Origin of the sequence: Achromobacter sp. MFA1 R4 (assembly GCF_900156745.1) — a bacterium.
In the GTDB taxonomy this organism is placed as follows: Bacteria; Pseudomonadota; Gammaproteobacteria; order Burkholderiales; family Burkholderiaceae_B; genus Achromobacter.
In genome coordinates this window covers 6,169,100-6,191,744 of record NZ_LT707065.1, presented here as the reverse complement: position 1 = coordinate 6,191,744, position 22,645 = coordinate 6,169,100, and the positions used below count along the sequence as shown (strand labels likewise).

Sequence of the window (22,645 nt, the reverse complement as noted above, 5' to 3'; positions counted from 1 at the left end):
TCCGGCCTCGCGCAGACGACACGGCCCGCGCGGCAAGGCCTGCGCGGGCCGTTTTGCATGGTCTGCCGATCGCGGGGCCTTCAGCCTTGTCCCCCGCTGGCCGTCTTGACGCCCTGGCCGCGCATGATCTCGATGCCCAGGCCGTGCAGGATGCGTTGGGTCTCCGCGTCCGGCACGTCTTCCGCATAGACCGCGATCCCCAGCGACCGGGCGGTTTCCAGCACCGAGGCGGTCAGTTGCTGGCTGCCCGGGCTTTGCGACATGCCGCCCACGAATCCCCCGCCCAGTTTCACGTAGGACAACGGCAGCGTGTGCAACTGCGCCACCGCGCCGAACTGCTGCGCCAGGCGGCGCACGCCGATGTGCGCGCCGAACTCCGCGGCGACGCGCGCAAACGCGGTGATCTGCTCGTGGCATTCGACCAGTCCGTGCGCGTCGATTTCCACGAACAGGCGGCGCGCCAGCGGACGGTTTTCGGTCAGCAGCAGCGCAAGCTGGCGCATAAACTTCTGGCCGCGCAGCGACGGCAGCGCCACGCGCACGGCGAGCTCGCCCGGATGGCGGGCCAGCCATTGCAGGCCCAGCCTCACGGATTCCAGGTCGCATTCCGCCACCAGGTCCAGCCGCACGGCCGGCGGGATGAAGAGCGTGGCCGGGATCGGCTCCTGGTCGGGCGCGGTGCGCAGCATCAGCATGGCTTCGGTGCGGACCACGCGGCCGTCCAGCGCGAGCAGGGGTTCTGTCGCCAGTTCGAAATGCTGTCCTTCCAATGCCGTCTGGATGGCGTCCTTCCATGCGCGCTCGCCGGCTTCCGAGGGCGATTGCATGTCGGTGGCGCCCGCAATCACGACCTGGTCGTTGCCGGCGCTTTCCGCGCGCATCAGGCCGAAATCCAGTCGCGCCAGCACGGCGCCGGCCTGGCTGCCGTGTCCGTAATCGGTCATGGCCTGCGCCCAACGGCACAGATGCCCCTCACCGACCGGAATGCGCGAGGCGTGCAGATCGGCCCGCACCTGCTCGGCCACCATCATGGCCTGCGGCGCCGCGCAGCCGGGCAGCAGCAGCGCAAAATCGGATCCGTTCAGGCGCGCGAGCAGGGGCGTCGCCACATGCATGCGCGTCAGCGACCCCTGGATGCGTTCGCAGGCCGCGCGCAGCCACTGGTCGATGAATTCGCGCGGCATGTGCCGGTTCAGGTCCGCCAGATCGCGCTGGCGGAACACCAGGACATGCCCGCCATCGATCCGGGTCGTGCCCGCCGCCGGCCGGGTTTCCAGCGCGCGCCGGAACTCGTTGACGAAGTACTTGCGGTTGGGCAGGCCGGTCACCGGGTCCTGGTTCAGCTCCAGTTCCAGCGACTCGATTTTCGCGTTCTGTTCTTCGACGCTGGCATGGATGCGTTCGCGCGTCTGGTTCAGGGCCTGCACCACGCCGGAGAGCTCCGGCACCCGCGCCTCGACCTGCTCGCCCGGCGAGTCCCGGCCGATGCCGCGGACGTGGTCGCTGATCTCGCGCAGAAGCCGGTTCTTGATCCAACCGACCAGCACGAAGGCAAAGACGGCCCACAGGATGCCCGCGCCCACCACCAGCGCGATCATCTTCAGGCTGCTGCGCCACAAGGCTTCCCAGGCATAGGCGTCGTTGGCGATCAGGGTGACTTCGCCGATCTGCCGCCAGCCGTCGCTGACCGCGTGGCTGGCCGCCTGGCTATCCAGCGGCGCCAGCGCCTGGAACCACGCCGGCACGGAAGCCGCCGTGGCCGTGGACTTGCGCTCGATCAGCACCTTGCCCTCGGGATCCGTCAGGCGCACCAGCGAGAAGTGCCCGCCATCGTAGAGCGCCGACACCAGCAGTTCCTGGACGACTGGGTCATTGTTCGCCGGTTGCGACAAGGACAGGGCCAGGGACACGGCCGCGTCGGTGCTTTGCACCTGCAGCTGGCCCGAGAGGTATTCGCGCGCCGAGTTGACGCTGAGCGCCAGCGTCCCCAGCAAGATGACGCTGATGGCGAGGGTGACACTGAGCAGGAGCTGACGAAGTATGGACATAGTCTTGTTTCCGGACATCAGGGGCGGATGCCTTCCCGTTCCATGCGTTGAAGGAGGTCGCGCCAGCGGCTGAGGCGGTCGACGGGCGCGGCAGCCTTGCCGTCCACGTAGACGCCGTCGGCGTTGAAACTGAACACCGGCGTCAGGTCGCGCCGCTGCGTGGCCGGCAGGATGGTTGAGATCAGGCTGTCCAGCACCAGCGGGACGGCATTCGGGGTTTCGTAATAGCCCAGCACCATGTGCGCCACCTGGCTGCTGCTGGCCGGGCCGCCGATGCGGGCGCGCACGTAGATGAAGCGCAGCTTGTTGGCCGGCACGCCCATGGAGAGCAGGGTGAAATACTTGCCGATGACATAGTCTTCGCAATCCCCCGCGCCTCGCCCCAGCGATTCCAGCGGCGTGGCCCAGTAGTCGGCCTGCTTCCAGATGATGGAATCCTCGCCGGAGAGGAGGGCGCGGTTCCAGAAGTCGTTGGCGACGGTGAGGCGGTCCTTGTTCGCGGCGGGCGCGGGGCTGCGCAGCAATTGCAGCCAGCTCGAGACCGATTTGGAGCCCTTGGCGCCGTAGCGGCTGGCCGACAGGCTTTGCAGCCGGTCGGAGTTGACTTCCAGGGCGGAACTGCCCGTCCAGCCGCAAGCCAGGCATAGCAACGCCAATCGGCACAGAGTCAGCGCGCTACGGTAACGGCGGGTCGATGGCATGAAACGGATTTTCACATTTTTTGCGTGATGTTGGACGCACCCTTTAAAAAATGTGACTGAGAAAAAAGGGAAGGCCGATGCCGGCCTTCCCTTGGAACGTCGTGGCTTAGTGGTGATCGACGTTCAGCTTCCCCTTCTGCAGCAGGTCGTTGATGATGGCCTGGTTGCTGACGGCCTGACCGTGGGCGTCATGGGTGAGGTCGACGCCCTCCAGCACGATCTTCTGATCGGCACCCTGGCCGATCTGGCCCTTGGTGTTGATCTCGAGAATCGTGTTGCTGGAGTTGGCAGGATCCTGCTTGAAGTTCAGGTAGTTCGTCAGATTGCCGTCCTTCTCTCCGACGAGCAGGTCCTTCAGATCCAGCACGTCTCCGCCGTCCGCGGGCTTGGCCAGGGAGAAGTCCTTGATCCGGTCGACTGCCGGGTTGGCGGTCGTTCCCTGATCATTGAACTCCCAGCGGAACGTGTCGGAGCCGTCGCCACCGATGAGGGTGTCGTTGCCCTTTCCGCCGACCAGCACGTCGTTGCCCTTGCCGCCGTTGAGCGTATCGTTGCCATCGCCCGCCAGCAGGATCTCGCTCTTGTCGGTGCCAAGCAGAGAGCTACCCGATTGGTACGCCACCGACACATTGGCGCTGTCGCTATGGCCATCCGCCGTCTGGATCGTGTACGAGGAATTGGCCACGTTGTCGGTCACGGGATTAGCGCGGGAGTAGTCCACGGTCATCGTGAGCAGATAGTCCTCCGCTCCCGTGCCGCCCCAGCCCGATCCATTGTCGTCAATGTTGACCATGTGGATTTCGTAGGTGGCACCGTTCGTGGAGGTGATGGACTGGCCGCTCTGCAGCACGACATAGTCGTCCGAGCTTCCTGCCAGGCGATACTCCATCCGGATCCAGTTGCTTGGCTGGTCATGGCTCAGCGTGAGGACCTCACCGGCCAGCAGGGCGATGGTGATCGTGTCCTGATCGTTGTTTTGGCTCGAGCCGACCGAAGCAAGATAGCCGTCCACCTTGATCTGAGCGCGATCCTGGCCAATCTGCGCCAGGCGGTCACGGTTGACCGTCAGGAACTTGTTCGCGTTGTTGTTGCCGTTGCTGTCAAAGTCAACTTTTTCCACCGTTCGTGCGGTGAAATCGCCTCCCTTGTCCTTCCAGCCCGTATTCACCGTCAGCGGACCCATCGTCAACGCACCCGTTCCGCGCACGTCGTTGGCAAGCAGCGAGCCGGCCTGCACGGTCAACTGCGAACCCAGGATGTTGGTGATCACGCTGTCGTTCACGGCATCCGGGTTTTGATGAACCGGCGCCGTCACCGTCAGCGTGAGGCTGGAGCTTGCCGTATCGCCGTCGCCATCCTTGACCGTGTACTGGACGGTGTCGCTGCCGGCGGTTTGCGGCTGGTAGCGGTAATCGCCCACGTTTTCGCCCGCCAGATCGATGGTGAACTTGCCATGCGACGTGGTCACCGTCAGTTCGGATTTGGCCGAATCGAACGTGTAGGTCGCGCCGGAGCTGGCCGTAACCTTGTTTGTCGCGGCGTCGTAGTTATACGTCTTGCCGTCGATGACCAATTGCGTAATGCGCGCACCGGCCAGGTCGGCGCCCAGCGTGCCGCCGGCGGCGATGTCACCGGTAATGGGCGGCGCGATGGTGTCCGCGATCGCCGTGTCGAGCCCGTTCAGGTCCTTCACGATGATCGTGTTGCTGTCCTGCGGCTTGTCCGGGTTGTAGGAGACCGGATCAATGTACGTGCCGCTGGCGTTGGTGCCCAGGCCGATGCCGTAAGAATTGATATGGTTGTCCGAGAGGAACTTCTCCCAGGTCGCTTGCTGCGCCGCGTAGACGGGACCGTTCTCCGGATTTCCGTCCGTGAAGAAGTAGGAAATATTCTGGACATTGGCGCCTTCCAGCTTGCCCGTGCCAGAGTTGTTCCATGCAGTCATCGCGGTGTTCAACGCGGCTTCGTAATTCGTGCCGCCGCCGTAGCTCAAGCCCTCGACCAGCACTTTGGCGTCGGCCAGCGACATCCAGCCGCCTCCCTTCTGGCCGGCGGTCGAGTTGAACTCCACGATCATGACGCGCACGTCGCCGGCTTCGCCATATTGGTCGAGCAGTTTGGCAACCGAGGACTTCAGAACCTCCAGTCGCGACAGTTCACGCCAGCCGCTGTACACGCCGCTGCCGTAGTTCATGCTGCCGGACGTATCCAGCGTAAGCATGATGTTGGTGCCGACCGAAGACAGCGCGGAGCTTGCGGCGGCCGGAACGAGACTGGGCGCCGTGTCGGTGACCAGCACGCCCAGGTCGCCCGTGGCCTTGCCGCCGAACTTGTCTTCGACCGTGATCGTGAAGTGGTCCTGGACGTTGGTGTCGTCGCCGGTGTGTTGCTGCGCGCCGCTGGTCTGGTAGGTGTAGGTCACCTTGCCGGTGGCCGCGTCGTAGCCGGTAAGCGTCAGCGTGCCCTTGCTGGTGGTCAGCGTGAGCGGATCGTTCGCCAGGCCCGCCAGGCGGTCCAGGGTCAGCGTGGCATCGGCGTTGCCCGTGCCGTCGATCGAGATCGACTTCAGTCCGGCCGCCGCGGTGATCAGGAAGGAGCCGCTGCCGGTGGCCTGCGCTTCCGACACGCTCAAGACGCCAGGAGCAGCGGCGTTGTTGTCTGCGATTGCCAGGGTCGGCCCGGTCGGCTCGACACCGCCGACCTGGAATTGACCGTTGGCAAAGTCGCCGTCGGCGTCCGTGACACGGTACGTAAAGTCGATCAGGTCGTTGGCCGTGCCATTCATGGGTTGGTACTGGTAGAACTCCCACTTGCCGGTGGCCGGCGTCAGACGGATCTCGAACACCAGATTGCCCGATGAATCCAGGCCCTGGATCAGGTTGCCATTGGCCGCCACATTGGTCTTGATGGCGCCGCCGTCGCGCGTGGTCAGGCCGCTTTCCACCCCCGTCAGCTGCAGCGTGCCGGCGCCGTCGGCGCCGTAGGCGTACTGCAGGTTGCCGTCGGCATAGGCGATGGCATGGACATCCTGGCTGCCCAGGAACGTCACGCCGGTGACCGTGAAGTCGCTGTTGTCGCTCGACGAGTTCTTGTGGTTGTCCGTGGCGGAAACCACGATGGTGTCGAAACCGCCTTCCTCGACCCGGAAGTTCGCCGCATAGTCGCCGCCGTTCTTGTCGGAGGTGAAGGTGCGTTCGGCGATCAGCACGCCATCGCGGTAGAAACGCGCGATGCCGCTTTCCACTTCGCCGCCGTACATGGCTGCAAAGTCGATGGTTGCGCCGTAGGCGATCTTTCCGCCGGTGAGGCGGATCGTCAGCTCTTCAGACGCGCCTTGCCCGTTCAGTTCGCGATAGTCCACCTCATTCGCAATGTTGTGATACGGGGATTCATTGCTGGCCACGCCCAGCCCGGACGTGCTCTGGTTGACCTTGGCGTCGACGAGCGTGAGGTCGTCTTTCGAGGTGAATCCCTTGGCGGAGACTTCCACCGCACCATTGCCGAACGTGAACTTCCATTGGCTGTCGCTGCTGGAGCTGCCCGCAAACGACACCTTGCCGGTGTAGACATCGGGAATGCCGGTGGATTCCACGTTGACGGGCGAGTTCTGCTGCACGACGGGAGAGTCGTCTTCGATCGTCACGTTCAGGGTTGTGGAGACGGGCGCATTGACGCCGTCGGCGACCTTGACCGTCACGGACAGGCCGAGCGTATCTTCGCGGGTCGTGTCCGGGTGGTCGACCGGCGCCAGCATCTTCACCGTGTACGCGCCGGTGTCGTCGATCTTGATGATGATGGCATCGGCGGAGCCGGCGCGGCCGGTCAAGGTATGGCCATTGTCGGAGAGCGTCCAGACGATGGGCACGCCGTCGGAAGAGAGGGTGCCATTGGCCGGCGCCACCAGGGTGATGGTGTAGGTGGCTCCACTATTGTCGTCGGTGATGCTCAGTTGACCGTTGGCCTGCGCCGAGTTGGTCGTGTCGGACGTGCCGTTGCTGTCCTTGATGCCGCCGCTCAATCCTTCCTCGGACACGGCCGCGGATGCGCTGCCGACCACCGGGGGCTTGTTGATATCGACGATGGAGGCATTGCCGCTGTCCGAGATGCCTGCCGGCAAGGCCGAGCCACTGGCGGTCTGTCCGGACAGCGTGGCGTCGAGCGTCATTTTCTCGGTGCCTTCGTAGATGCCGTCTGCCGTCGTGGGCACTTGGACCACGATGCCGCCAGTGGTGCCGGCGGGAACCTTGATGCTGTACGAGCCGTCGGCGTTGGCCGTGACCGTCACGGACAGCCCGCCAATCGTCGCGGTCGGGGTGCCGTGGTCGGCCGCGGTGATCTGGCCGCCCAACGTAAAGGTGAGGGTGGTTTCGGCATCGACGGGCTTGCTCAGGGAGACGTTGAAGTTCGCCTTATTCCCTTCCGTCACGTTGCCCGCGTCGGAGACATTGAGCGAGGGCACGTCGGCGCCGGGGCCGCGGTCGTCCACGATGACGGCGTTGCCGGAGTCGGTGATGTTGCCCGGCAAGGCAACGCCACTGGCGGAATTGCCCGTCAGCGTGGCTTCGAGGGTCAGTTGCTCGCGGCCTTCGAACACCGTGTCGTTGGTGGTCGGGACCGTGACCACGATGCCGCCCGTGGTGCCGGCAGGGACCGTGATGCTGTACGAGCCATCCGCGTTGGCGGTGACCGTGGCAGGCTTACCGCCGATCATGACGGTGGGCGTACCCACGTCGCCCGCTTCGATCTGACCGCCCAGCTTGAAGGTCAGGGTGGTGTCGGCGTCGACGGACTTGTTCAGCGCGACGTTGAAGACTGCGTTGCTGCCTTCGTTGACATCGCCTGCGTCGGAGACAGTCAGGGCCGGCACATCGGCGCCCGGGTTGGGGTTGGACGGATCGGTGCTTTCGGTATCGACAATCGTGGCGTTGCCGCTGTCGGTGATGTTGCCAGGCAAGGCAACGCCACTGGCGGAATTGCCGGTCAGCGTGGCTTCGAGGGTCAAGTTTTCACGGCCTTCGAACACCGTGTCGTCAGTCGTCGGGACCGTGACCACGATGCCGCCCGTGGTGCCGGCCGGGACGGTGACGCTGTAGGTTCCATCCGAATTGGCGGTGACCGTGGCGGACTTGCCGCCGATCATGACCGTGGGCGTACCCACGTCGCCCGCTTCGATCTGACCGCTCAGCGTAAAGGTGAGCGTGGTGTCGGCGTCGACCGGCTTGGTCAGTGCGACATTGAAGACAGCGTCGCTGCCTTCGTTGACGTCGCCTGCGTCCGCGACCGTCAGGGACGGCACATCCGCGCCCGGGTTCGGGTTGGACGGGTCAGTGCTTTCCGTATCGACAATCGTGGCGCTGCCGCTGTCGGTGATGTTGCCAGGCAAGGCAACGCCACTGGCGGAATTACCGGTCAACGTGGCTTCGAGGGTCAGGTTTTCGCGGCCTTCGAAGGTGACATCATCGGTCGTCGGGACCGTGACGACGATGCCGCCGGTCGTGCCGGCAGGCACGGTGACGCTATACGAGCCATCCGCGTTGGCGGTGACCGTGGCGGACTTGCCGCCGATCATGACCGTGGGCGTACCCACATCGCCCGTTTCGATCTGGCCGCCCAGCGTGAAGGTGAGCGTGGTGTCGGCGTCGACCGGCTTGGTCAGTGCAACGTTGAAGACGGCGTCGCTGCCTTCGTTGACATCGCCTGCGTCGGAGACGGTCAGGGACGGCACGTCGGCGCCCGGGTTCGGGTTAGACGGATCGGTGCTTTCGGTATCGACAATCGTGGCGCTGCCGCTGTCGGTGATGTTGCCAGGCAAGGCAACGCCACTGGCGGAATTACCGGTCAACGTGGCTTCGAGGGTCAGGTTTTCGCGGCCTTCGAAGGTGACATCATCGGTCGTCGGGACCGTGACGACGATGCCGCCGGTCGTGCCGGCAGGCACGGTGACGCTATACGAGCCATCCGCGTTGGCGGTGACCGTGGCGGACTTGCCGCCGATCATGACCGTGGGCGTACCCACATCGCCCGTTTCGATCTGGCCGCCCAGCGTGAAGGTGAGCGTGGTGTCGGCGTCGACCGGCTTGGTCAGTGCAACGTTGAAGACGGCGTCGCTGCCTTCGTTGACATCGCCTGCGTCGGAGACGGTCAGGGACGGCACGTCGGCGCCCGGGTTCGGGTTAGACGGATCGGTGCTTTCGGTATCGACAATCGTGGCGCTGCCGCTGTCGGTGATGTTGCCCGGCAAGGCAACGCCGCTGGCGGAATTGCCTGTCAGCGTAGCTTCCAACGTCAGTTGCTCACGGCCTTCGAACACCGTGTCATCGGTCGTCGGGACCGTGACGACGATGCCGCCCGTGGTGCCGGCGGGCACGGTGACGCTGTACGAGCCGTCCGCATTGGTGGTAACGACGGCAGGCGTGCCGCCGATCATGACCGTGGGCGTACCCACATCGCCCGCTTCGATCTGACCGCCCAGCGTGAAGGTGAGCGTGGTGTCGGCGTCGACCGGCTTGGTCAGTGCAACGTTGAAGACGGCGTCGCTGCCTTCGTTGACATCGCCTGCGTCCGAGACCGTCAGGGACGGCACGTCGGCGCCCGGGTTCGGGTTGGACGGATCAGTGCTCTCGGTATCGACGATCGTAGCGCTGCCGCTGTCGGTGATGTTGCCAGGCAAGGCAACGCCACTGGCGGAACTGCCGGTCAGCGTGGCTTCGAGGGTCAGGTTCTCGCGGCCTTCGAAGGTGACATCATCGGTGGTCGGGACCGTAACAACGATGCCGCCGGTCGTGCCGGCAGGCACGGTGACGCTATACGAGCCATCCGCGTTGGCGGTGACCGTGGCGGACTTGCCGCCGATCATGACCGTGGGCGTACCCACATCGCCCGCTTCGATCTGGCCGCCCAGCGTGAAGGTCAGCGTGGTGTCGGCGTCGACGGACTTGGTCAGCGCGACGTTGAAGACCGCGTCGCTGCCTTCGTTGACATCGCCTGCGTCCGAGACGGTCAGGGCGGGCACGTCCGCGCCGGGGTTCGGATTGGACGGATCGGTGCTTTCGGTATCGACAATCGTGGCGCTGCCGCTGTCGGTGATGTTGCCTGGCAAGGCAACGCCACTGGCGGAATTGCCGGTCAGCGTGGCTTCGAGGGTCAGGTTCTCGCGGCCTTCGAAGGTGACATCATCGGTGGTCGGGACCGTGACCACAATGCCGCCCGTGGTGCCAGCGGGGACCGTAATGCTGTACGTGCCATCCGGATTGGCCGTGACCGTGGCAGGCGTGCCGCCGATCGTGACCGTGGGCGTACCCACATCCCCCGCTTCGATCTGACCGCCCAGCGTGAAGGTCAGGGTGGTGTCGGCGTCGACCGGCTTGGTCAGTGCGACGTTAAAGACGGCGTCGCTGCCTTCGTTGACATCCCCGGCGTCCGCGACCGTCAGGGACGGCACATCCGCTCCCGGGTTCGGGTTGGACGGGTCGGTGCTTTCGGTATCGACAATCGTGGCGCTGCCGCTGTCGGTGATGTTGCCCGGCAGCGCAATGCCGCTGGCCGAGTTGCCGGTCAGCGTGGCTTCGAGGGTCAGGTTCTCGCGGCCTTCGAAGGTGACATCATCGGTCGTCGGGACCGTGACGACGATGCCGCCGGTCGTGCCGGCAGGCACGGTGACGCTATACGAGCCATCCGCGTTGGCGGTGACCGTGGCGGACTTGCCGCCGATCATGACGGTGGGCGTACCCACATCGCCCGCTTCGATCTGGCCGCCCAGCGTGAAAGTCAGCGTGGTGTCGGCGTCGACGGACTTGGTCAGCGCGACGTTGAAGACCGCGTCGCTGCCTTCGTTGACATCGCCTGCGTCCGAGACGGTGAGCGCGGGCACGTCCGCGCCCGGGTTCGGGTTGGACGGATCGGTGCTTTCGGTATCGACAATCGTGGCGCTGCCGCTGTCGCTAATGTTGCCCGGCAAGGCAACGCCACTGGCGGAATTGCCCGTCAGCGTGGCTTCGAGGGTCAGTTGCTCACGACCTTCAAACACCGAGTCACCGGTCGTCGGGACCGTGACCACGATGCCGCCCGTGGTGCCGGCGGGCACGGTGATGCTGTACGAGCCGTCCGCGTTGGCGGTAACGACGGCAGGCGCGCCGCCGATCATGACGGTGGGCGTACCCACATCGCCCGCTTCGATCTGGCCGCCCAGCGTGAAGGTGAGCGTGGTGTCGGCGTCGACGGACTTGGTCAGGGCGACGTTGAAGACGGCGTCGCTGCCCTCGTTAACATCCCCAGCGTCGGAGACAGTCAGGGACGGCACATCGGCGCCGGGACCATGGTCATCCACGATGACAGCGTTGCCCGAGTCAGTGATGTTGCCAGGCAGCGCAATGCCGCTGGCCGAGTTGCCCGTCAACGTGGCTTCGAGGGTCAGTTGCTCACGACCTTCAAACACCGAGTCACCGGTCGTCGGGACCGTGACCACGATGCCACCCGTGGTGCCCGCGGGCACGGTGATGCTGTACGAGCCATCCGCGTTGGCGGTGACCGTGGCGGACTTGCCGCCGATCATGACGGTGGGCGTGCCCACGTCGCCCGCTTCGATCTGGCCGCCCAGCGTGAAGGTGAGCGTGGTGTCGGCGTCGACGGACTTGGTCAGCGCGACGTTGAAGACCGCGTCGCTGCCTTCGTTGACATCGCCTGCATCGGACACAGTCAGGGCCGGCACATCGGCACCCGGGCCATGATCATCGACGATGACGGCGTTGCCCGAGTCAGTGATGTTGCCAGGCAGCGCAATGCCGCTGGCCGAGTTGCCCGTCAGCGTGGCTTCGAGGGTCAGTTGCTCACGGCCTTCAAACACCGAGTCACCGGTCGTCGGGACCGTGACGACGATGCCGCCCGTAGTGCCGGCGGGCACGGTGATGCTGTACGAGCCGTCCGCGTTGGCGGTAACGGCGGCAGGCGCGCCGCCGATCGTGACGGTGGGCGTACCCACATCGCCCGCTTCGATCTGGCCGCCCAGCGTGAAGGTCAGCGTGGTGTCGGCGTCGACGGACCTGGTCAGCGCGACGTTGAAGACCGCGTCGCTGCCTTCGTTGACATCGCCTGCATCGGAGACGGTCAGGGCCGGCACATCGGCGCCGGGACCATGGTCATCCACGATGACGGCGTTGCCGGAGTCAGTGATGTTGCCCGGCAGCGCAATACCGCTGGCGGAATTGCCCGTCAGCGTGGCTTCGAGGGTCAGTTGCTCACGACCTTCAAACACCGAGTCACCGGTCGTCGGGACCGTGACGACGATGCCGCCCGTGGTGCCGGCGGGCACGGTGATGCTGTACGAGCCGTCCGCGTTGGCGGTAACGACGGCAGGCGCGCCGCCGATCATGACGGTGGGCGTACCCACATCGCCCGCTTCGATTTGACCGCCCAGCGTGAACGTCAGGGTGGTGTCGGCGTCGACGGACTTGGTCAGGGCGACGTTGAAGACCGCGTCGCTGCCTTCGTTGACATCGCCTGCATCGGACACGGTCAAGGCGGGCACGTCCGCGCCAGGGCCGTGATCGTCGACGATGACAGCGTTGCCCGAGTCGGTAATGTTGGCCGGCAGCGCGATGCCGCTGGCGGAGTTGCCCGTCAGCGTGGCTTCGAGGGTCAGTTGCTCACGACCTTCAAACACCGAGTCGCCCGTCGTCGGGACCGTGACCACGATGCCGCCCGTGGTGCCGGCAGGGACCGTGACGCTGTACGTGCCATCCGGATTGGTGGTGACCGTGGCAGGCACGCCGCCGATCATGACGGTGGGCACGCCAACGTCGCCTGCTTCGATCTGGCCGCCCAACGTGAAGGTGAGTGTGGTGTCGGCGTCGACAGACTTGGTCAGCGCGACATTGAAGACAGCATCGCTGCCTTCGTTGACATCACCCGCGTCGGAGACGGTCAAGGCGGGCACATCGGCGCCCGGGCCGTGATCGTCGACGATCACGGCATTGCCCGAGTCAGTGATGTTGCCCGGCAGCGCAATGCCGCTGGCGGAATTGCCCGTCAACGTGGCTTCGAGGGTCAGTTGCTCACGACCTTCAAACACCGAATCACCGGTCGTCGGGACCGTGACGATGATGCCGCCCGTGGTGCCGGCGGGCACGGTAATGCTGTACGTGCCATTGGGATTGGTGGTGACCGTGGCAGGCGCGCCGCCGATCGTGACGGTGGGCGCACCCACGTCGCCTGCTTCGATCTGACCGCCCAGCGTGAAGGTCAGGGTGGTGTCGGCATCGACCGGTTTGGTCAGGGCGACGTTGAAGACAGCGTCGCTGCCTTCGTTGACATCCCCGGCGTCGGAGACCGTGAGTGCGGGCACATCCGCGCCCGGGTTCGGGTTGGACGGGTCAGTGCTTTCCGTATCGACAATCGTGGCGCTGCCGCTGTCGGTGATGTTGCCCGGCAGTGCAATGCCACTGGCGGAATTGCCCGTCAGCGTAGCTTCCAACGTCAGGTTCTCGCGGCCTTCGAAGGTGACATCATCGGTAGTCGGGACCGTGACCACGATGCCGCCGGTGGTCCCGGCAGGCACGGTGACGCTATACGAGCCATCCGCGTTGGCGGTGACCGCGGCAGGCTTACCGCCAATCATCACCGTGGGCGTACCCACATCCCCCGCTTCGATCTGACCGCCCAGCGTGAAGGTCAGCGTCGTGTCGGCGTCGACGGACTTGGTCAGCGCGACGTTGAAGACCGCGTCGCTGCCTTCGTTGACATCGCCTGCGTCCGAGACGGTGAGCGCGGGCACGTCCGCTCCCGGGTTCGGATTGGACGGATCGGTGCTTTCGGTATCGACAATCGTGGCGCTGCCGCTATCGCTAATGTTGCCCGGCAAGGCGACGCCGCTGGCGGAATTGCCGGTCAGCGTAGCTTCCAACGTCAGCTGCTCACGGCCCTCGAACACCGTGTCGTCGGTGGTCGGGACCGTGACGACGATGCCGCCCGTGGTGCCGGCCGGCACGGTGACACTGTAGGTTCCATCCGGATTGGCGGTGACCGTAGCGGGCTTACCGCCGATCATGACGGTGGGCGTACCCACATCGCCCGTTTCGATCTGGCCGCCCAGCGTGAAGGTGAGCGTGGTGTCGGCATCGACCGGCTTGGTCAGCGCGACGTTGAAGACAGCATCGCTGCCTTCGTTGACATCGCCCGCGTCCGAGACCGTCAGGGCCGGCACGTCGGCGCCCGGGTTCGGGTTGGACGGGTCAGTGCTTTCCGTATCGACAATCGTGGCGCTGCCGCTGTCGGTGATGTTGCTCGGGAGGGCAGTCCCGCTGGCGGAATTGCCGGTCAGCGTGGCTTCGAGGGTCAGGTTCTCACGGCCTTCGAACACCGTGTCGTCAGTCGTCGGGACCGTGACGACGATGCCGCCCGTGGTGCCGGCAGGCACGGTGACGCTGTACGTGCCATCCGGATTGGCCGTGACCGTGGCAGGCGTGCCGCCGATCATGACGGTGGGCGTGCCCACGTCGCCTGCTTCGATCTGGCCGCCCAGCTTGAAGGTCAGGGTGGTGTCGGCGTCGACCGGCTTGGTCAGCGCCACATTGAACACTGCTTCGTTGCCCTCATTGACATCGCCCGCGTCCGAGACGGTGAGGACGGGCACATCCGCGCCCGGGTTCGGGTTGGACGGGTCGGTGCTCTCGGTATCGACAATCGTGGCGCTGCCGCTGTCGGTGATATGGCCCGGCAAGGCAACGCCGCTGGCGGAATTGCCCGTCAGCGTAGCTTCCAACGTCAGTTGCTCACGGCCTTCGAACACCGTGTCATCGGTCGTCGGGACCGTCACGACGATGCCGCCCGTGGTGCCGGCGGGCACGGTGACGCTGTACGAGCCGTCCGCGTTGGCGGTAACGACGGCAGGCGTGCCGCCAATCATGACAGTGGGCGTACCCACATCGTCCGATTTGATCTGACCGCCCAGCGTGAAGGTCAGCGTCGTGTCGGCGTCGACGGACTTAGTCAGCGCGACGTTGAAGACCGCGTCGCTGCCTTCGTTGACATCGCCTGCGTCGGAGACGGTCAGGGCGGGCACGTCCGCGCCCGGGTTCGGGTTGGACGGGTCAGTGCTTTCGGTATCGACAATCGTGGCGCTGCCGCTGTCGGTGATGTTGCCCGGCAGCGCAATGCCGCTGGCGGAATTGCCTGTCAGCGTAGCTTCCAACGTGAGCTGCTCGCGGCCTTCGAACACCGTGTCATCGGTCGTCGGGACCGTGACGACGATGCCGCCCGTGGTGCCGGCGGGCACGGTGACGCTGTACGAGCCGTCCGCATTGGCGGTAACGACGGCAGGGGTGCCGCCGATCATGACGGTGGGTGTACCCACGTCGCCCGCTTCGATCTGGCCGCCCAGCGTGAAGGTCAGGGTCGTGTCGGCGTCGACCGGCTTGGACAGCGCGACATTGAAGACGGCGTTGCTGCCCTCGTTGACATCCCCGGCGTCGGAGACGCTCAGGGCGGGCACGTCCGCGCCCGGGTTCGGGTTGGACGGATCGGTGCTTTCCGTATCGACAATCGTGGCGCTGCCCGTGTCGGAAATGCCGGACGGCAATTGAGCGCCGTTGGCGGCCTGGCCGCTGAGCGTGGCTTCCAGCGTCAGCGTTTCGCGACCTTCGAAGGTGCTGTCGTCGGTGGTGGGCAACGTCACCACGATGCCGTTCGTGACGCCGGCGGGAAGTTGGAAGCTGTACGTGCCATCAGCGTTGGCCGTCACAGCGACGGCGACGCCACCGATGGTGACGACAGGCAAACCGACGTCCTGAGCCTCGACCTGGCCACCGATTTTGAGCGTGACGGTGGTTTCACGATCCAGATCGATCGTATTGCCCAAGCTGATGTTGAACGTGGCAGAACCGCCTTCGTTCACGGTGCCGGCATCCGAAACGGCAATCGTCGGCACGTCGAGTTCGCCAGTGACGGTGACGGCGACCGTCGCCGTCGACGTGGCGCCCGACGGATCGGTAATCGTGTAAGAAATGGTGGAAACGACCGTCTCGCCTTCTCCCAGCGCCTTGTATTCGCCATTGGGGTTAAAGACATACGATCCGTCGGGGAACACCGTGAAAGTCCCGCCGTTTGAACCAGGAACGGTAATTCCCGCGCTGGTCATCGCGCGGCCATTGACGGAAACCAGCGTCAGCGCGTCGCCATCGGCGTCCGCGTCGTTGGCAAGAAGGTTGCCGCTGATCGAATTGTCCTGGCGGGTGGCGACGGTGTCGTTCTGCGCGACGGGAGGGGTGTTGCCCGGCGTTTGCACGGCGGCGGCATCGCCGTCGTCGTCGGTCGCCGCGGCGCCCGACACGCGGGGCAGCGTGTCATCGGCGCGCGCCGGGTTCGGATAAGCCAGGTCCAGCGGGCTGGTGGTTTCCAGGATGCGCGCCAGGCGCACAAAGCTGCTGCCGCCGGCTTCACCGCCGCCGGCCACGACGGCGGCCGTCGGATCCAGGACTTCAAACGGGTCGCGGCCCGCTTGCAGGGCGGCCAGCAGGCGGTCGGAATCCGTGCCCGAAGGCGGCGCGACCGCGGCTTCCGTCGGATCGGCCAGGGGGCCGGTCATGTCGCTGTTCAGCGCCACTTCACGGCCCTCGCCGATGACGATGGGCATGCCGTTTTCAACCTGAAGCGAAACCGTGCCGCCCGACGCCGTGACGATGTCGCTGCCGGCGGGGACCTTGCTGCCTTGATGCAGTTCGGTCAGAGAGCCGTCGCTATTGCGAATCCAGGCGCGACCGGAGATTTCGTTGACGACTGCGGGAGAGGAGTTGGCCATGTGGGTTCCGTTTCAGGGAGTTATCCAAGATGGCCAGATACTACGAGGCGCCGGCGACGGCGGATATTGTCCTCGAGGACAGTTTTATGCAGTGATTTTGGTGCGCGCTTCGGCGGGCGTGGAAATGCCGTGCACCAGCAGGGCGAGCTGCAGCCGGTCGGTGACGCCGAGCTTGTCGAAAACCGCCGACAGGTGCGCCTTGACGGTGCGCTCGGTGATGCCCAGCGCTTCGGCGATCTGCGCATTGGCCTGGCCGCTGGCGGCGTAGCGCGCGACGGTGATTTCGCGCTCGGTCAGCCGGCCTGCGTCCCAGGCATACGCGTCCTGCGCACGCTCGGTGACCAGCTTGAGCAGCCGGGACACCAGGGACCGGCCCATCCAGATGCCGCCCGAGGCGACGACCTCCAGGGCCTGCGCCAGCGCCGCGGGCTGCGCGTAGCTGTGGCAGTAGCCGTGGGCGCCGGCGCCCAGCGCCTGCGTGCCTTGTTCGTCGTTGGGGCTGGCGCTGGCGACCACGACCTGCAGGCCGGCCAGCGCGGGCGTCCACGAAGGATCGTGCCAGGAGGGCAGCTTGGGCACGTCGGCGTCCAGCACCGCCAACGCGCGGCCTTGCTCTCGCCAGCGTTGCAGATCGGCCAGGCCTCGCCCGCGGGCGGCCATCCAGCGCGCCGGGTCCAGGGCGCGCCAGTGCTGCCACAGCAGATCGTCGTGCGTAATCAACAGGACGGGAGTGGGTTTCATAAGGCCTTGAAGCTCTCCATTAACGTTCGGTAAAGGCGTTCGCCTTGGCCCGCAGAATGGGCTTGAGCAGGTACTGGAGCACCGTGCGCTTGCCTGTCAGGATATGAACCTCCGCCACCATCCCGGGGATGATGGGCAACAGCTTGTCGCCTACCGTGCTGCGGTCCGTGCGCACCCGCACGACGTAGTAGGAATTGCCTTTCTCATCGGTCACGGTGTCCGCGCCGATCTGTTCCACCCGGCCTTTCAGGCCGCCGTAGATGGCGAAATCGTAGGCGGTGAATTTCACCTCCGCCTCCTGGTCCGCATGCAGGAAGCCGATGTCGCGCGGCTGGATGCGCACTTCGAGCAGCAGGGTGTCGTCCTTGGGAACGATCTCGATGATGTCCTTGCCGGGCTGCACCACGCCGCCGACCGTGTTGTTGAACAAGGTCTTGATGGTGCCGCGCACCGGGGCGCGCACTTCGGCCAGTTTGACGCGGTCCACCAGCGCCGCCTTGCCCTCGCGCAGCGTGGCGAGCTTGGTGTTGGTTTCGGACAGTTCGCTGCGGGCCTGGTTGCGGATGTTCAGCTCGGTTTCCTGGATCTTGCTTTCGGCTTCCTTGATCGACGCCTGGAAGCGGTCGATCTGCGCCTCGGCGCCTTTCTGTTCGCCGCAATACCGGGCCACGTCGCGCTGCAGGCGCAGCAGGTCGACTTCGGACACTGCGCCGCTCTTGAGCAGGGGCCGCGTCACCTGCAGTTCGCGCGAGGTCAGTCCGCAGCTTGCCGACGCCTGGTCTCGCTTGGCGATGGTTTCGCGCAGGTCTTCCTGGCGCTGCTTGAGTTGTTCACGGGCGACGTTGACGGTCGCGTTGAGTTCCGTGTTGCGCGCCTGCCAGGCGTTGCGTTCCATCTCCGCCAGTCCGGGCGCCTGCTTGAGCACTTCCTCGGGCGCGACAAAGGGGTCGCCCGTGGCCAGCGCCTTCAGGCGGGCCGCCTTGGCCAGCAGCGACAGGTATTCCGCGTTGTTTTCGCCCAGCGACGAGGCAAACCGGGTGGAGTCGATTCTCAGCAGGACTTCCCCCGCCTCGACCTCCTGGCCGGGGCGCACCAGGATTTCCTCCACGATGCCGCCGTCCAGGCTCTGGATGATCTGCACCTGTCGGGACGGCACGACCTTGCCTTCGCCGCGGACCACTTCGTCGATGCTGCCCAGCGCCGCCCAGACGAGCAGCCCGATCGTGGCGAGCAGCGACGTCCAGAGCAGGATGCGCGAACCGCGGGCCCGCGACTCGTGGATGATCCATTCGGCATTGCCGATGTAGTCGGACCGCTTCGCGGGTTTGCCTTTCTCCGCGCCGTCCAGGAGGCGGTTGAAGAAGAACACGAAGATGTCTCGCGGTGCGCGCAGCAGGCTGCCAAAGAAACCGTGCTTGGGGGCTCCAGGATTGTTCAGCATGGTGTTTTCAGCTCCCGCGTCCGACGCGTCCCTGACGCAGGGCCTCGACCACCTGTTCCTTCGGACCGTCAGCCACGATATGGCCGTTGTCGATCACGATGAGCCGGTCCACCAGTTCGAGCAGCGCGGTGCGGTGCGTGACCAGCAGGATCGTCTTGGTGGCGCTGGCTTGCCCCAGGCGCTTGCGCAACTGGGCCTCGCTCTGGTGGTCCATGTTGCTGCTGGGCTCGTCGAGCAGCAGGATCGGCGGATCGTTGATCAGCGCGCGCGCCACCGCCACCGACTGGCGTTGACCCCCGGACAGCGATTCGCCGCGCTCGCCGATGATCATGTCAAAGCCATTGGGATGCAGGTTGGCGAATTCGGTCACGCCGGCCATGTTGGCGGCGGCCAGGATGCTGGCGTCGTCGGCGTAGGGCGCGCCCATCGCCAGGTTGTGCTTGAGGCTGCCGTAGAAGAGCAGGGGATCCTGGGGCACGTGGCCGATGGCCCGGCGCACGTCGGCCGGATCGATCTGGCGCACGTCCACGCCGTCCAGCAGCACGGCCCCTTCCGTGGGCTGATACAGGGCCAGCGCCAGCTTTTCCAGCGTCGTCTTGCCCGAGCCGATGCGGCCGATGATGCCGACCTTTTCACCGGGCTTGAGCTTGAACGACACCTTCTTGAGCACGGGCTGGGTGCTGCCGGGATAGACGAAGGTCACGTCGCGGAACTCCAGGCCGCCGTGAAACACGGGACGGTGCAGGAATTCGGCCTCGGCCGGGCGTTCGACCGGCAATTTCATGTAGTTGTCGATCGAGCCCAGCGACGTGCGCGCGTTCTGGTACTGCATGAGCAGCCCCGCAACCTGGCCCAGCGGCGCCAGGCAGCGGCCGGCGATCATGGACGCGGCGATGATGCCGCCCATGGACAGGGCAGATTCCTGCGCCAGGTACACGCCGATGATCACGACGGCGATCGACACGAGCTGCTGGACGGCCTGGACAAAGCCCACGGTGGACGACGAGATCAGCTTGAGCTTGCCGCCGGTCTGCGCGATGAATTCCGTGGCGCGCTCCCAGTTGCGCTGGATTGCGCTTTGGGCGTTGAGCGTCTTGACGGCTTCCAGCCCGGTCAACGCCTCGACCAGCGTGGCATTGCGCTGCGACGACGCCTGGAACGAGGCCATGGTCAACGCCTCCATGCGCGCCTGCGCTGCCAGCGACACCAGCAGGATCAGCACGATGCCGGCCAGCGGCGGCAGGATCATCCAGGGAGAAATCCAGGCCAGCGCGCCCAGGAACAGCAGGATGAAGGGCAGGTCGACCAGCGTGGTGATGGTGGCCGACGCAATGAAATCGCGGATGGATTCGAACGAGCGCAGGTTGGCCGCGAAGGAGCCGACCGAGACCGGACGGCCTTCCAGGCGCAGGTCCAGCACGCGTTCCATGATCTGCGCGGACAGGCGCACGTCCACGCGCTTGCTGGCGCTGTCCACCACGTGGGAGCGCGCCGTGCTCAGGATCATGTTGAAGATCACCACCAGCGTGATGCCGATGGCCAGCACCCACAGCGTTTCGACGGCGTTGTTCGGCACCACGCGGTCATACACGTTCATGGTGAAGAGCGGCATCGCCATGGCGAACAGGTTGATCAGCAATGCCGCGACGAGCGCGTCGCGGTAAAGCCGGCGGTTCTCCATGATGGCCGCCCAGAACCAGTGGCGTTCGCGCACCTTGGCGACTTCCGGCGACCGGGCGTCAAAGCGGAATTGCGGGCGAATCAGGCAGACCAGGCCGGTGTACTGCGCGGCCAGTTCGGCCGGGCTCATTTCAATGGCGCTGCCCCCCAGCTCGGGGTGGCTGACCACGTACTTGCCGTCTTCCTTCTTGAGCAGCAGGCAGGCGCGTTCACCCTTGAGCAACAGGATGGCGGGCAGCAGATCTTGCGATATGTCTTCCAGCGTGCGCTTGACCACGCGCGCCGACAATTGCGCGCGCGCGGCGGCGCGCGGCAGCAGGGCCGGCGTCAGGCGGTGCTCTTCCAGGGGCAGTCCCGCCGACAGGGCTTGCGCGGTGGCCGCGACGCCGTGCAGGCGGGTGATTTCCACCAGGCAATCCAGCAGGGGATCGTCGTGCGCGGCGCGCGCGTCGGCGCGCCATTCCCGGGCTGCCAATTCAGATAACTTGTCCATCTTCGTCATCCAACAGGTCCAGATGTTCCGAGAGGCGCGCACGCTGCTGCTTGCGCTGGGTGAGCTTTTGCTGGGCCTGGATGGGCAGATCCGTCATGCGCAAGGTGCCGTTGGCGATCAACGCGTCGATCAAGTCTTCCAGGACGCGGACAAAGTCCGCGTCCAACTGCGAGAAATCATTGCCCTGGGTTGCCATTGGGCCTCCTTGCGCATTGCGCCAATCAGGGTCTGGCGGCAGGCGCGTTCATCGGCACGAACGTGGGGGGCAGCGTGCCTTCGTTGTAGTGCACGCGCACGGGCTGCAGGCGGGCGGCGTCCGGAACGGTCGAATTGCACAGCTTGATCACTTCGTCCGACACTTCCAGCTTGCCGTTCTCCTCGGGCATTTCATTGCGCGCGGGTTGCAGCGACAGCGCCGGCAGCAGGGTGTGGGACAACGCCAGCCAGCGGTACTGCGCAAGGCGCAGATCATAAATGGCATTGGTCAGCGCGCGGCGCGATTCGAACAGTTCGTTTTCCGTGTCCAGCAGGTCCAGCAGCGAGCGCTGGCCGATCTGGAACTGCTGCACGTAGGCGTCGCGCACCTTCGTGGTGGCCACTTCGTGGTCGCGCAGGAAGGGCAGCTTCTGGTTCAGGCTGACGATGTTGTTCCAGGCCACGGCCAGGTCCTGCTGTACGTTGCGGCAGGTGTAGTCGCGGATGTCGCGGGCGGCGTAGGACTGGGCGGCGGTCTGGCGCACGCGGGCGGAGTCCGCGCCGCCGCGGTACAGGTTGTAGCTCATCACGACCTGCACGCTGGAACTCTGGATGTCGCGGTTCTCGGGCGTGGGGTCGTTCTGGTCGCGTCCCGTGCTGGCCACGAACTCGAATTTCGGCGAGAACGCGCCCTTGGACGACTGAACGCCGGCCTGGGCCGCCTGCAGGCCGGCCTGCTTGGACAGGAAGCTGGGATTGCGGCGCAGCGATTCATTGAAGTTGCCGGGATTCTTCGGCAGCTTGTCGCTGATGTCGGGCGGCGGCTGCATCGATTCGGGCGGGAAGGCGCCGGTCACGCGCTGGAAGCGCTGCTGCACGTCCAGCAGGTTGGCCGTCTCGGTCATCAGGTTCGTCTGCGCCAGCGAAAGGCGGCCGCCTGCCTGTTCCAGGTCGACGCGCCGGCCCACGCCGGATTCCGTGCGCTCGCCGATCTGCTTGAGGGTCTGCTCATGCAGGGAGTAATTCTGGCGGGCAAGCAGCTCCATGTCGCGGTAGCGTTGCAGGTCGATGTAGGCCTGCACGGCGGAGAAGGCGGTGGTGTCGCTGGTGGCCAGCACGTCGTAGAAGCGCGCCAGCTTGTCAAAGCCGGCCTGCTTGACGTCATTCGTGGTGCGGAAGCCGTCGAAAATCAGTTGGCGCAGTTCGACGGTCCAGCCCGGACGGTTCCAGCTTTGCGATCCGACGCCGGGCACGTTGTTGCGCCACTCGCGCCCCACGTAGCCCTGTGCGTTGATCTGCGGAAAGTAGGCGGCGCGGGCGACGGCCTGGCCTTCGAGCGAAGCCTGGAAGTCGTGGTACTTGGCCTGGATTTCAGGGTTGCTGAGCAGCGTCTGCTCGACGATTTGATTCAACGTCACTTGCGATTGCCCGGCCGGCTCAGTAGCGGCGGGCGTGGCGGACTGTGCAAATGCGGCAGGAACGAATGCAAGGGCAAGGACCGAGGTCGTGCTTTTAAGCAAAAACGAAGCCATAGTGATTATTCGCGAGTCAAGTTGA

8 protein-coding genes are annotated in these 22,645 nt (G+C 65.5%); all 8 read right to left on the bottom strand.

From position 1 onward, the window contains the following. Nucleotides 1-80: 80 nt before the first annotated feature. The 8 genes from BXA00_RS28310 to BXA00_RS28275 all read right to left on the bottom strand — a co-directional run bounded on the left by BXA00_RS28310 (nucleotide 81) and on the right by BXA00_RS28275 (nucleotide 22,620). Nucleotides 81-2,048: a LapD/MoxY N-terminal periplasmic domain-containing protein gene (locus BXA00_RS28310; RefSeq protein WP_076521684.1), complete on the bottom strand. Its 1,968-nt coding sequence runs from the start codon at nucleotides 2,046-2,048 to the stop codon at nucleotides 81-83. A gap of 17 nt (nucleotides 2,049-2,065) precedes the next feature. Then, nucleotides 2,066-2,749, bottom strand: a complete 684-nt coding sequence (locus BXA00_RS28305) for a transglutaminase-like cysteine peptidase (RefSeq protein ID WP_076522161.1) — start codon at nucleotides 2,747-2,749, stop codon at nucleotides 2,066-2,068. A 106-nt stretch (nucleotides 2,750-2,855) separates the two neighbouring features. Beyond that, complete coding sequence (locus tag BXA00_RS28300) at nucleotides 2,856-16,538, bottom strand: retention module-containing protein (protein WP_076521683.1); 13,683 nt, start codon at nucleotides 16,536-16,538, stop codon at nucleotides 2,856-2,858. 84 nt (nucleotides 16,539-16,622) lie between these two features. Then, the gene (locus tag BXA00_RS28295) at nucleotides 16,623-17,279 is read right to left on the bottom strand and encodes a response regulator transcription factor (RefSeq protein WP_076521682.1); all 657 of its coding nucleotides are present in this window, start codon (nucleotides 17,277-17,279) and stop codon (nucleotides 16,623-16,625) included. 19 nt (nucleotides 17,280-17,298) lie between these two features. Then, complete coding sequence (locus BXA00_RS28290) at nucleotides 17,299-18,720, bottom strand: HlyD family type I secretion periplasmic adaptor subunit (protein ID WP_076521681.1); 1,422 nt, start codon at nucleotides 18,718-18,720, stop codon at nucleotides 17,299-17,301. 7 nt (nucleotides 18,721-18,727) lie between these two features. Further along, complete coding sequence (locus tag BXA00_RS28285) at nucleotides 18,728-20,893, bottom strand: type I secretion system permease/ATPase (RefSeq protein WP_076521680.1); 2,166 nt, start codon at nucleotides 20,891-20,893, stop codon at nucleotides 18,728-18,730. Continuing rightward, nucleotides 20,877-21,089, bottom strand: coding sequence for a hypothetical protein (locus BXA00_RS28280; protein WP_076521679.1), 213 nt, complete (start codon nucleotides 21,087-21,089; stop codon nucleotides 20,877-20,879). Before BXA00_RS28280 ends, BXA00_RS28285 begins: the two co-directional genes overlap by 17 nt. 25 nt (nucleotides 21,090-21,114) lie before the next feature. Then, on the bottom strand, nucleotides 21,115-22,620 hold the full coding sequence (locus tag BXA00_RS28275; protein WP_076521678.1) for a TolC family outer membrane protein: 1,506 nt from the start codon (nucleotides 22,618-22,620) through the stop codon (nucleotides 21,115-21,117). Nucleotides 22,621-22,645 lie beyond the last annotated feature (25 nt).